This is a genomic window from Thermoanaerobaculia bacterium (assembly GCA_035260525.1).
Taxonomy (GTDB): Bacteria; Acidobacteriota; Thermoanaerobaculia; order UBA5066; family DATFVB01; genus DATFVB01.
Genome location: DATFVB010000003.1, coordinates 1 through 12,224 on the forward strand (window position 1 = coordinate 1; position 12,224 = coordinate 12,224).

Annotated in this window: 8 protein-coding genes; 3 read left to right on the forward strand and 5 right to left on the reverse strand. The window is 69.9% G+C overall.

What is annotated here, in order from left to right; translation table 11 throughout:
- Nucleotides 1-22: 22 nt before the first annotated feature.
- Complete coding sequence (locus VKH46_00085) at nucleotides 23-733, reverse strand: VIT1/CCC1 transporter family protein (GenBank protein ID HKB69214.1); 711 nt, start codon at nucleotides 731-733, stop codon at nucleotides 23-25.
- A gap of 131 nt (nucleotides 734-864) precedes the next feature.
- Between VKH46_00085 and yajC the strand changes: the two genes are divergently transcribed.
- Both yajC and VKH46_00095 read left to right on the forward strand, forming a co-directional pair.
- Complete coding sequence (gene yajC, locus VKH46_00090) at nucleotides 865-1,212, forward strand: preprotein translocase subunit YajC (GenBank protein HKB69215.1); 348 nt, start codon at nucleotides 865-867, stop codon at nucleotides 1,210-1,212.
- Between the two features lie 271 nt (nucleotides 1,213-1,483).
- On the forward strand, nucleotides 1,484-2,002 hold the full coding sequence (locus VKH46_00095) for a YetF domain-containing protein (GenBank protein ID HKB69216.1): 519 nt from the start codon (nucleotides 1,484-1,486) through the stop codon (nucleotides 2,000-2,002).
- A 45-nt stretch (nucleotides 2,003-2,047) separates the two neighbouring features.
- On the opposite strand, the gene VKH46_00100 is transcribed toward VKH46_00095, so the two are convergent.
- On the reverse strand, nucleotides 2,048-4,717 hold the full coding sequence (locus VKH46_00100) for a hypothetical protein (protein ID HKB69217.1): 2,670 nt from the start codon (nucleotides 4,715-4,717) through the stop codon (nucleotides 2,048-2,050).
- 35 nt (nucleotides 4,718-4,752) lie between these two features.
- On the reverse strand, nucleotides 4,753-5,106 hold the full coding sequence (locus VKH46_00105; GenBank protein ID HKB69218.1) for a secretin and TonB N-terminal domain-containing protein: 354 nt from the start codon (nucleotides 5,104-5,106) through the stop codon (nucleotides 4,753-4,755).
- Nucleotides 5,107-5,159: 53 nt separating this feature from the next.
- Here VKH46_00105 and VKH46_00110 point away from each other — a divergent pair, with 53 nt between their 5' ends.
- Nucleotides 5,160-7,130 carry an aconitase family protein gene (locus VKH46_00110; protein ID HKB69219.1) on the forward strand — a complete coding sequence of 657 codons (1,971 nt, stop codon included), beginning with the start codon at nucleotides 5,160-5,162 and terminating at the stop codon, nucleotides 7,128-7,130.
- A gap of 757 nt (nucleotides 7,131-7,887) precedes the next feature.
- On the opposite strand, the gene VKH46_00115 is transcribed toward VKH46_00110, so the two are convergent.
- Both VKH46_00115 and VKH46_00120 read right to left on the reverse strand, forming a co-directional pair.
- A complete protein-coding gene (locus VKH46_00115) occupies nucleotides 7,888-11,931 on the reverse strand; it encodes a sigma 54-interacting transcriptional regulator (GenBank protein HKB69220.1) in 4,044 nt (1,347 codons plus the stop codon).
- A gap of 76 nt (nucleotides 11,932-12,007) precedes the next feature.
- Nucleotides 12,008-12,224: 3-phosphoshikimate 1-carboxyvinyltransferase (locus tag VKH46_00120; GenBank protein ID HKB69221.1), on the reverse strand; the 217-nt coding region annotated here is incomplete at its 5' end.

Genomic DNA, 12,224 nt, shown 5'->3' on the forward strand with positions numbered 1-12,224 from the left:
TCCCTCCTCTTCCGAACCCGATTCAGAGCCTCGCGATTCCCTTCGCAATCGCGTAGCACACCAGGGTTCCCACGCCGCCGGCGACCGACATCTCGAAACCGGCCTTCCACCAGGGGCGGTGCGTGAGCCGCGCCTTCGACATTCCGACTGCAAACAACGCGCCGAGAGTCACCGCGATCGACACGGGAAAAGCGGTGCCCTCGCGGAACAGCGCGTACGGGAAGATCGGGATCGCCGCGCCGACGATGTACGCGACGGCGAGCGCGATGCCGCTCCGGATCGGCGACAGGCCGCCGGACTTCGCGAAGCCGAGCTCCTCGTGCATCATCACCTTCAGCCAGCGCTCCTTGTCCGCGGTGATGCGGTCGACGACCATCTCGAGGTCGTTTCCGGCGAATCCCTTCTTGCGGTAGATCTCGCGGATCTCCTCGCGCTCCTCGTGGGGCATCTCGGCGATCTCCCGCTTCTCGCGCGCGAGCTCTCGCGCATAGAACTCGCGCTCCGACTTCGAGCCCAGGTACGCGCCGAGCCCCATCGAGGTCGCGCCCGCGAACATCTCGGCCAGGCCCGCGAGCAGGATCGTGCGGCGCGCGCCGAGCGTCGCGGAGACGCCGGCCACGAACGCGAGCACCGCGACCAGCCCGTCGGAAGAGCCGAGCACGACGTCGCGGAGAAAGCCGCCGGCCCCCAGGCGGTGCCAGGCCTCGGGGCGTCCGGTGGGTCTCGGGTGCACGGCGGAATCCGCCGGTTCCATTGCGCGCAGTGTGCGCCGATCCGCGGAGAAAATCAAAATAAAAAGCCCGCGGCCCGTCCGGCTCGATGCAGGGCTGCGCCGGCCGTTTGACAGCCCCCGCCGGTTCCGCGATGATCCGCCGCGTGATGAACCTGACGCTCCTCGCCGCCGCGCCCGCGGGCCAGCCGAACGCCCTCGTGTCGTTCCTTCCCATGATCCTGATCTTCGGGATCTTCTACTTCATCCTGATCGCCCCGATGCGCAAGCGCCAGAAGAAGACGCAGGCGATGCTCGCGCAGCTGAAGAAGGGCGACTCGGTGATCACCAACGGCGGAATCTACGGCCGGATCGCGGCGATCGACGACGCGACGAACACCGTGATCCTCCAGATCTCCGACCAGGTGAAGATCAAGATCGCGCGGAGCGCGCTGGCGGGGCTGCAAGGGACCCCGGTCGAAACCACCCTCGAACCCAAATAGCCGGCGCGGCGACTTGTCGCGCCGAAGCGAAGCGAAGGCGGATGCATCGAGCCGGACGGGCGCGTCCCGTCCGCGCCTCGGCGGCGTTCAAATTGACGATCGTCCCTCGCGCTTCGTTCACCGACCCGGTTTCGGACAGCAATCCTCTCGATGGCAGTGAGACGCGGCCGGACGCGAGCCCACAGACCGCCGGCTCCGCAGGCGAACTGAAAACGTACTTCACCGGCGCCGGCGCGCGATGGATGGTCCGCGCCGGCGCTATGCTCGAGTGATGTGGCACCTGGCAACGCCCTGGCTCGAGATCCTGGCGCGCTGCGCGATCGTGTACACGGCCGTCCTCCTCGGCTTGCGGCTCTCGGGCAAGCGCGAAATCGGACAGATGACGCCGTTCGACCTCGTGCTCATCCTGCTGATCGCCAACGCCGTCCAGAACGCGATGATCGGCAACGACAACTCGCTCGCCGGGGGCCTCGTCGCCGCCGGCGCCTTGATCGCCCTGAACTTCTCCGTCGGACGCGCGGCGCGGAAGTGGATGGGATTCGGCCGACTTCTCAAGGGACACGCGTCGGTCCTCATCAACCGCGGAGTCGTCGTCGAGGAGCACTTGAAACGCGAGGGCATCGCCCAGGACGAGCTGACGGCGGCGCTGCGGGAGCACGGCGTCGGATCGCTCGACGACGTCCGGCTCGCCGTGCTCGAGGTGGACGGATCGATTTCGGTGCTCAAGAACGAAGACGTTTCGCCCGCGGCCGGCAAGCCGCACCGGCGGTTCAAGTATCTGAAACGCTAGCGCGCGAGCGATCGAAGGGCCTGCCGTGCGACGTCGCGAAGCGGGCTACCGATACGGCAATCGTCGGGCCAGCTGATAGCTCGAATCGTTCGTCACATTGTCCGTGACGGCGCCGAAGATCAGGGCTTCTCCGCCGATCATCTCGATGCGAACCGATCCTCCCGGAGGGAGCGCGGCGCCGTCGAGGAAGTCGGCGAGAGGGAGCTGCTCGAATTCGCCCGCGGGAATCGATTTCGTCGCCAACGGCTGTCGTCCCTGGAGAAAGCCGTTGCGGTCCGACAGCGTGACCGCGAGGACCGCGGCGTCGAACGTCCGCACGCCGATGTTGATGCGCCGTTTCGAGAGGTCATCGGGAATCAACAGGTCGGAACGATCCCCCGCTCTCAGCAGGTCGGAGACCGACGCGCCTTCCTCGGCGAGGCCGACCGTCCCTCCCAGGCCGAGGTCGTTGAAGACGTGTGCCAGGACGAGCGGCGGCGGGCCCGTCCTCGAGACGACGTCGAGGGTGCCGAGGCCCGTCTGGCCCATGGCCGGGAGGAGGTCCGCGAAGGAAACGGTTTGACCCGCACCGATGGCATACGGGAGCGACGGATCGGCGCTCGACGCCCGCCTTCCCGTCGGGTGATAGACGAGCTCCCCGGCCACGGCGGACGGGGAAGCGTTGTGCATCTGGAGGGCGGTTCGGAAGTTCGCGCCGTGCGCCCCCGCGAGCGAACCGACCGACGGAACGTATTCGACAACGCCGTCGGCGCCGGGCGAGAACGCGAGGACCCGCGCGGCCTGGAAGCTCGTGTCGTTCGTGCGGTTGTCCACGGCGACCCCGTAGACGAACGCGCGTCCCGCGATCACGGTAATCGTCAGGCTCTCGTTACCCGAAAACGCGACGCCGGGCACGAATGACGTGCCGGTCTCCTGGTCGAGTACGGTCGGCGGAAACGACCGCGTGCGCGTGGAGACGACCGTCCCGGCCGAATTCCGCGTCACGATCGTAAGCGTCACGCCTTCAGCGAGCGGCCGCACGCCGACGTTAAATCGCTGCAGCGCGAAATCGGAGGGCGCGAGGAGCACGGCCGTGTCCCCGGGCGAGAGCGCCGCCGATTCCTTGACGGCCTCCTCCGAGAAGCCCGACGTTCCGTCCGGGCCGCCGTCGACGAAGACCCGCGCGGTCGCGACCGGCGCCTGCCCGGACGAAGGGACGATCTCGAGGCTGCCGAGTCCGGCCGCGCCGAAGGCCGCGAGCAGGTCGTCGTAGGTCGCCGTCGCTCCGTATCCGAGGGAATAGGAGAGCGTCTTCCCGTCCTCCGGATTGCCGGGCGCGTGGAAGATCAGCGTTCCGCTCGACCCCGAGAGGCCGCCGTTGTGGAGCTGGAGCGAGGTTCGGAAATCCGCGCCGCCCGCGCCTTTGATCGACCCGACGCCCGAGAGGAAAAGGGATCGCCCGACGGGCGAGGAAGTCGCGCCGAAGAATCCGAACGTGCCCAGGGACGTCACGGGAGCGACGATCTCGGAATGGAGGGCATCGACCCGCGCGCCCGGCACCGTCTGCCAGGCGGAGCCCGCCAGCCGGTAGAGCTTCAGCGTTTCCTCCCGCACACCCGTCGGAAGGAGCGACGCGTCGTACTTGATCCGGAGAATCGCCGTCTTCGCGAAATCGGTCGCCGGGGTGAAGCTGTAGATCGAATCGAAGTCCAGGTTCGGGACGGAAGCTCCGGTCGGGAGCAAATAGATCGCGCCCACGTGGAGCGCGCGGTCGGCCGCGACGGCATGGGGAGCAAGCTCGATCGCGACTCCGCCGCCGAGCAACCACGCCACGCCTCCGGCGGCCGGGAGGAGCGCGTCGTCCCCGACCTGCGCGGGAGGGGTCAGCGCGGCGAGGAACGCGTCGCGGGTGTCGGAGCCGAGGACGCCGTTCAAAATCGTCCGGAACTGGAAGACGGACGTCTTCGGCGGGACGCCCTGATCGATCGCCCCTTTTCCGGAGTGGTAGAGCGCATCGAGCTGGTGCATCGCGGCGGGAAGGTCGGCGTACGAGAATCCGGCGTCCCGGCAGAGCGCCCACGGCAGCCGGCCCTGGCCGATCTCGTACAGGGCGTCGTCGCAAGGATCAGTGATCGGCGGCGCGCCGCCCACTCCCGACACGAAGAAGGAAGACGCCTTGGCGAAGTCCTCGTACGAATAGAAATGCCGGACGAAGAAGATCGGATGGGTGTACTCGTGGACGGTCAGGAGGTGGTAGGAAACCTGAGACACGTTTTCGGCGGTAAAGGGCTCGAAGAAGTCGGGGCGGTCGGCGTACCAGAAGCAGCCGTACGCGGTCGACAGGCCGCTCGAAGAGGGATAGATGCCCGAGTCGCCGGTCAGGCCCTCGTGATAGCTCCCGCACCACGTGTCGTTGGCGATGTGGAGATCGATCGGCTCGAGCTCGGGCAGGATGTCGATGCCGAAGAACGCGATCGTCTGTTTCACGGCCTGGACGACGCCGGAGTGGAAGGCGGCGATGACGTCGGGGTCCACGGGACACGGACTCGGACAGAGAATTCGGAACGTGTCGCCGGAATTGCGATAGGCGACGTACTGAACGGCGGGCGTCGTGTGGCCGAACCAGTCGCCCTTGATCGTCACGATCGTCGAGGAGACGGGCGGAAACGAGGCGGCGCCCGCGACCGCGGCGAGCGTGATCGCGACGGAGCAGAATGCACCGACGAGCCGGTTCACGGGAGGCAGTATAGGCTCGCCGGGCGGAGACCGTCTCAGGGCGCGAGCGCCTCGGGCCTCCCGATCCGGATGATTCGCGGCTCGCGCGTCATGGCGTAGCCGTTCATCCGCAGGATGAGGTCGAGCGCCTGGTCCCACGGGACGTCCTCGAGCCTGACCGTCACGGAGCCGCGGACGCCCGGATCGACGACCACGTTGGCTCTGGCGATCTTCGAGAACGACAGGCAGACGTCGACGAGATCGGCGTCCTTCAGGTCGAGGGAAATCGGCGCGCCGCGAAAGCGTCGGCCGCTCTCGCCGATGACGACGACGCCGGACTTCGGCGCCGGCCGCGCCGTCGCGGGTCGCGCCTTCGCCGCGGCCAGGAGAAACAGGACCGCCGGGGTCATGCAACCAATATAACTCGCGAATGTCGAGCGATAGAATCGCAGCGGAGGCTCGAATGCCGGAGCGCACCGTTCGTTTTCCCGGACGCATCCTCTTCCTGACCGAGGACCCGGACCTGATCCGCCGGCAGCTCGCCGGCGAAGATCTCGACTGGAACCCCACGATTGCGCTCCGCGACGACATCTCGACCGACGAGATCACGCCCGGCTGGACCTGCTACTACTTCGACGAACGGCTCGGCGACTACCCGTACGTCGGCCTCACCTGCCGCGGCGAGAAGCCGATCGGCAAGGGGGACATCCGCGCGGGCGGTTTCTCCGTCTGCGTGTCGGGAAAGCGCCGGGGCAAGGGCTCCTCGCGCGAGCAATCGCCCTATGCCGAACGCTCCGCCGGAATCCGTCTCGTGATCGCCGAGAACATCGAGCGGATCTACCGCCAGAACTGCCAGAACCTGGGCGTCCTCACGTCGACGGACTTCGGCCTGCTCGACCGGATCCGGCGCGGCGAGGAGATCCCGCTCGCGGAGTTCTCGAAAGACGCGGACGCGATCACCCGCGAGATCGTCGAGCGCGGCGGGCTGTTCCCCTACAACGTCGCGCGTCTGGCGGGAGAAGTCGTCCCGCCGACGCCTTCGAGCGCTCCCGGCCCCATGACGCTCGCCGAGAAGATCCTCGCGCGGCACTTCGTCGCCGACGCGGCGACGGGGCGGCTCGGCGTGCCGTCGGTGCGCCCCGGCGACGCCGGCTTCGTCCGCACCGATTTCCGCTTCTCGCACGAATACGTGACGCCGATGGCGGCCTCCTTCTTCGAGACGAATCTCGGCGTCGACGCGAAGGTCTCCGATCCCGCTTCGATCCTCTTCTTCCGCGACCACCTCACGTTCCTGAAGTACGTCATGCCGCCCGACCGCGTCGCCGCGGGGCTCCTCGACGCCGCCAACGAGCTCGCCACGCGGCAGGCGGAGTTCGCGGAGAAGCAGGGAATCCGGCTCCACGGCGAGGTCGCGAGCGGCGGCTCGGAGGGGATCTGCCACTCGGTGATGTACCAGGACTACGCGCTGCCGGGACAGGTCATCATCGGATCGGATTCCCACACGCCCCATAGCGGGGCGCTCGGGTGCGTCGCGTTCGGCGTCGGGACGACGGACGTCTTCAACTCGTGGACGACCCGCGACGTGCGCGTGACCGTGCCGGAGTCCGTCCGGATCGAGATCCGCGGCGAGAAGCCGGCCGGCATCACCGCGAAGGACTTCATGCTCGCGATCCTCGCGCATCCCTACGTCAAGGAGGGAAAGGCGATCGGGAAGATCCTCGAGTACACGGGCGAAGCGGTGCGCGCCCTCTCGGTCGACGAGCGCGCGACGATGACGAACATGGCGGCCGAAGTCGGCGCGTTCACCGGCATCGTCGCGCCCGACGCGAAGACGGTCGACTTCCTCGCCGCGCACCGCGGGATGCCGAGGGCGGAGGCCGAGCGCCTCTGCGAGGGGCTCGCGTCGGACGCCGACGCCCGGTGGTCCGAGACCCTCGTCTTCGACGCCTCCCGGATCGACAGCATGGTCGCGCTCCCCGGAGACCCCGGCAACGGAAAGCCCCTCTCCGATCTCGGCGACGTGGCGATCGAGATCGCCTACGGCGGCTCGTGCACGGCGGGGAAGCGCTCGGACATGGACATGTACGCGGCCGTCTGCGCGGAGGCCGTGCGCCGGGGACGGAAAGTCGCCGACGGCGTGACGTTCTGGATCCAGTTCGGCTCGCAGGACGTCAAGCGCTACTGCGAGGAGAAAGGGTATCTGGCGCTCTTCGAGAAGGCGGGAGCGAAGACGATCGACCCTTCCTGCGGCGCCTGCATCAACGCGGGGCCGGGAGTCTCGACGCGCAAGGACCAGGTGACCGTCTCCGCGATCAACCGCAACTTCCCCGGCCGCTCCGGGCCGGGACAGATGTATCTGGCCTCGCCGTACACCGTCGCGGCCAGCGCATTCGAAGGAAAGATCGCCGCGTGGAAGCCCGCCGCAATCCGGTGATCAGGAGAGAGAGGGCGGAGCGACCTCGACGGGGGAATAGCCGCGCATACAAAGTTTACCGCCGCTTTGCTTCTCTCTCAGAAAGTTATCCGAACACATTCAGGTACGCCGGGACGCTCGTACGAGTCGCGCAATGCTCCAAATCAAGATCCACCCTTGTCCAAATCAAGATTCACCAAAGTAGGCTGTTGCACACAATTTCGAACAGAACGATCTCCCAAGGCGGGTTCTCGCAGAGAACCCGCTCGATTCCGTGAACGACGGCCAGCGCGATCGGCCGATGGACCGTAACCTGCGGTGGCGGCAAGAGGCTACCGATAACTTTGTAGACGAAAGCCGTCGGCCACGCTACGACCTTAAACGGGATCGTAAGGACGCGGCGAAGCCAATACAGGTCGATCGTTAGGATCCTCGTGCGTCTGTCGGAGGCCCAATAATGACAGATCGGTACGTTCGAGAACGTGACGTATTCGACGAATACCGCCAGCGTCAACCAGATAGCGCGGCGGGTTTTTGTCGAGAATGGACTCACCAATGCGCCGAATATTGTAGTAATTCCGATGACGCACCCGGCTGAGTAGCAAGCCCTCCCGTTCGTAAATCGCCGTCGAGAGCGACTCCGCTTCGAGCGCGGCGAGGCGCGAGCCCGGCGGGATGCGGGCGCCCGAGCCCGCGGCCGCGGCGTACCGGGGCGTACGTTTAGGCCGCGGGTCGCGACGCACGCGCCCGCCCGGCTCGATGCATCGCCGCGCCCCTCTCAACCGCGGACACCTAACTCCCTTATCAAGTACAGCAACGCCTGGCGCGTCATCCCCAGCTCCCTCGCCGCATGCGTGCGGTTGCCCGAGCACTTCGCGAGCGCCTGCTCGACCGTCCTCCGTCGGAACGCGTCCACCCGCTCCCGGTAGCTCCCCGTCGGCTCCTCGGCCGGCGCCTTGAGCTGAGGGAACGCGGCGCGGTCGAGCGTCGAGCCCGGATCGGCGAGCGCGGCCGCTTCCATGATCGCGTTCTCGAGCTGCCGCACGTTGCCCGGCCACGGACACGCGCGCAGCGCCGCGACGGCGGCGGGTGCCAGGCGGAGATTCCCCTTCCCGTACTCGGCCGCGTAGCGATCGACGAAGTGGCGGGCGAGCAGCGCGACGTCGCCGCCCCGCTGCCGGAGCGGAGGGAGGTCGATCGTCGCGACCTTGATCCGGTAGTAGAGGTCCTCGCGGAAGACGCCCGCCTCGACCGCCTTCTCGATGGGCCTGGCGGTCGCCGAGACGAGGCGGACGTCGACCGGCCGGTAGCGGTTCTCCCCGACCCGCTTGATCTCGCGCTCCTGGAGCACCCGGAGCAGCTTGGCCTGGAGCGCCGGGGAGAGGTCGCCGATCTCGTCGAGGAAAAGCGTCCCCTGCTGGGCCGCCTCGAAGAGGCCCACGCGGTCCCGGTCCGCTCCGGTGAACGCGCCGCGCGCATGGCCGAAGAGCTCGTCCTCGAGAAGCGATTCCGGAAAGGCGGCCACGTTGATCGCCACGAATGGCTTCGCCGACCGGGAGGAGAGCCGATGGACGGCGCGCGCGACACGCTCCTTTCCGGTGCCCGATTCTCCGCTGATGAACACCGTCACGTTCTGCGGCGCGATCCGCGCCAGCCGCGCGCCCACCGCTTCCATCGAGCGGTCGGCCGTCACGATGCCGCTCGCCCGGAGGAGCGCGATCCCGTCTTCCGGAATCGTCTCCGAAACGGCGAGGTCGGCGCGGCTCCGCATCGTCTCGAAGAGGAACGCCGTCAGGTCCGCTTCCGGGCCGTCTCCTTCGAGCGTGAGCGCCGGCTCGCCCCACGCGAGCGCCCGGCTCCAGGCGGCGCGCTCGAATCCCGGGCTCCTCCAGACGACCGCGCCGTCGGCTTCGACGACGCGCAGCGGAACCTCGCCCCCGCCGATCCGGTCGCGGAGCTTCCGCAGCCGGGCGGGATCCGCGATCGCGGGAGGCGACAGGATGGCGTCGGCCAGCTCCTCGCGGCCGGCGCGGCGAAGCGCCTCTCGCGCGCGCGCCGCGAGCGCCGGGTGCGACGCCTCGAAGGCCGCGCCGAAGAACGCCCGCGCGCGGAGAACCCGCTCCGCGGCCGCCGCCGGGAACGATTGGAACGCCGCCTCGAAATCCCCGGCCGGCGGCATCGCGCCGGCGGCCCACCTCTCGAGGTCCGCGACGCGGGCGAGAGCTCGTTCGCGGCACTCCGCCATGTCGCTCCGCGCCGCCGCGCGGCGCGCGAACGCGAGGGCTCCATCGAAGTCCCCGGCGAAAAGTCGAGCGTCGGACTCGTCGATCTCGAGCTCCTGGCTCTCGATCGCCTCGCGCAGCCGCGCGCAGAGGGCGAACGCCTCGCGGCGCGCCGCGGTTGACGGCGCGAACCGGCCGCGGCGGAGGTCCACCCGCGACCGGAACGCGAGCGCGAGCATCGCCCCCTTGACGTCCCCGGTCCGCGCGGCCTCGGTTCGCATCCGCTCGATCAGCGGCTCGGCCTCGCCGTCCCGGCCCATCTCGATCAGGAGGTTCACGAGGTTCCCGGTCGCGGTGCGCCCGAGAGCCGCGTTCCCCGCCGAGCGAAGGCAGGCGGCGGCCTCCCGGAGGCGGCGCTCCGCTTCCGCGGCGTCCCCCAGCAGGAACGTCTCGACCGAGAGGTCGATCAGGGCGGCTCCGCGCTCCTCCGGCTCCCGCGCGGCCTCGAGCGCTTCCGCGAACCGCACCGCGGCGGCGCGGTGGTCCCGGCGGTTCGACAGCGCGGTCCCCTCTCCGAGAAGGAATCGGAACTGGACGCGCTCGCCGGAGGCGGCGATCCTCCTCCGGTGCTCCGCGTACGCCGCGAGCTCGCGCTCTCCGTCTCCCCGCATCCCGTGGAGCGCCGCCCGCGCGAGCACGATCTCGAGCCGCTCCTCCTCCGACAGCCCCGTCTCCTCTTCGGCGCGATCGAGCAGCCCCTCGGCGTCCTCGAATCGCCCTTCGGCCGCGGCGAGGCGGGAGAGGGCCCGTCTCGCGGCGGAAAGGTCGTCCGCGGATGCGGCGGCGTCCTCCGCGATGCGTCTCCAACGCTGCCCGGCGAGGTTCGCGTCCCCTTCCGCCTCGGAGAGACGGGCCAGCCGCGCGAGCGCGTGACGCGCCCAGCCGCAACCCGACTCCCCCGAGAGGTTCTCCCAGAGCTCCCTCGCCTCGCTCTCGAGGCCGAGCTCGGCGAGCCGGTCCGCGTGGTAATACCGGACCGCCGCCGGCGCGCGGGCGCCCCACGCCCCGGCGGCGGTCTGGACCAGGGGATCGAGAGCGCGCGGTCGGGGCACGGCCGGCCGGTGGCCGAGGACGCGATCCGACTCCGCGGCGAAGACCTCCGGGCGGTCCGAGTCGAGCGCGAGCACGCACCGCCACACCGGATCGGCGACCGACGAAAGCCAGAGCGCGGCGAACGCGCGCCGCTCTTCGGGCGCGAACGCGGATACGAGGTCGGCGCGCGCGGAAGCGTCGGCCGTGCGCCACCGCCCGTCGGCCGCGTCCTCCGCGATCCACCCGCGGGCGGCGAGGCGACCCGCGGCGCCGCCGAACGCGCCGGACACCTCGAGGGCGTCGACCTCGGCGCGCGTCGCTCCGGCCGGGTGCGCGAGGAACACGCCGACGGCGCGGCGCTCGTCGCGCGACATCCCCGCGAGCTCGCGGGCCGCCGATTCCGCGTCGGCTTCGCGGATCGCGTCGGACACCGTGCCGCGCGAGAGGAAGGCCCCGTAATCGGAAGAGGAGACGAACCGCGCGACCGCCGCCCGGACGCGCGAGGGCCTGCGCGCGAGGATCGCCCCGAGGGCCTCGTAGACGGCGACCGACGACGCGAGGTCGGGCGACGCGATCCAGACGGCCGAGCGCAGCTCGTCGGGGCGAGCCGGAGCGCCGTCGGCGCCGCGTTCGGCGACGGCGATGCCCTGCCGGGCCGCGCAGTCGTCGAACAGGGCGAGCGAGGCCTCGTCCCACTCGCCGCGATCGACGCGGATCCAGTCGGTCTCGGCGGCGGCGCGCTCCTCGAGGGCCTTCTCGACGGCCTCGCGCCGGCGATCCGCGTCCTCGAGCCCGAGCGAGGCGCGGAGCGCTTCGTACGGAATCAGCGCGCTCCGGCCGGGATGGAAGATCGAAGCGCCGCGCCCGGCGAGGCGCCGCGCGGCGAGGTCCACCCGCGCGCGATGGAGCCGCTCGGAGGCGTCGAATCCCCGCGGCTCGTAACCGACGCAGCGCCGGCGAACCGAAGCGAAGGGCTCGCCCGTCAGGAAAGGAAAGGCGCGAAAGACTTCGACGAGGGCGGCGTCCGGCCGTCCGGGCGCGGCGACCGGATCGAGCCACCGGTCGAGGAGGCGGCGCGCCGGGGCGTCGATGCGCGGCGCGCCCCGCGACGAGCGCCCGAAGAAGAGCGGCACGAGGGCCGCGAGAAGGGCGGTCGGCGGCTCCGCCGGCGCGGGCTCGGCCGAAACGGAGGCCGGCGGCCGGGCGAGCCAGAGGTGGGGCGACCCGTCCCACACCTCGACGAGAGCGTGATCGAAGTCAGATCGCTCGAGGGGGAAGCCGCGCGCCCCGAGGAAGAGCGCGGCCGAGACGGCCTGGACGAAGAGCGCCGCGGCGGTCTCGCGCGAGTTCCGGACGACCGCCAGAGGCGTTCCCTCGCGGCGTCGAAAGGCCGCCGCGAGGCCCCCGGGACCGCTGACGATCTCCGCGAACCGCGGGAGGACCGGATGCTCGAGCGCGAGGAACCCCACCGCGCGCCGCCGCGCGGAGAGAGAGTCGTCGATCGGCAACAGGATCCGATCGTCCGGCAAGGCGGTGTCAGCGGCCGGCGCAAACATTCGAACGTCGATTGTGAAAGCGAGCGGATCATATCCCGAAGACGTCGCGGAAGAACCCGGGGTATGACTTTTCGACCGCGCGCGGGCTTTCGACCCATCCGCCGCGCGCGAACGCGAGGAGTGTGGCGGCCATCACGATGCGGTGATCGGCGCGCGTCGGGAGCACGGCGGCCGGAGCGGCATCGCGGGAGCCGGTCACCTCGAGCGCGCGCCCCGCGTACCGCGCGCCGATCCCCGCCGCGCCG

Excerpts from the sequence above, each read along its gene's own strand:
- yajC (HKB69215.1), top strand. The coding sequence starts at position 865 with ATGATCCGCCGCGTGATGAACCTGACGCTCCTCGCCGCCGCGCCCGCG.
- VKH46_00095 (HKB69216.1), top strand. The coding sequence starts at position 1,484 with ATGTGGCACCTGGCAACGCCCTGGCTCGAGATCCTGGCGCGCTGCGCG.
- VKH46_00105 (HKB69218.1), bottom strand. The coding sequence starts at position 5,106 with ATGACCCCGGCGGTCCTGTTTCTCCTGGCCGCGGCGAAGGCGCGACCC.
- VKH46_00110 (HKB69219.1), top strand. The coding sequence starts at position 5,160 with ATGCCGGAGCGCACCGTTCGTTTTCCCGGACGCATCCTCTTCCTGACC.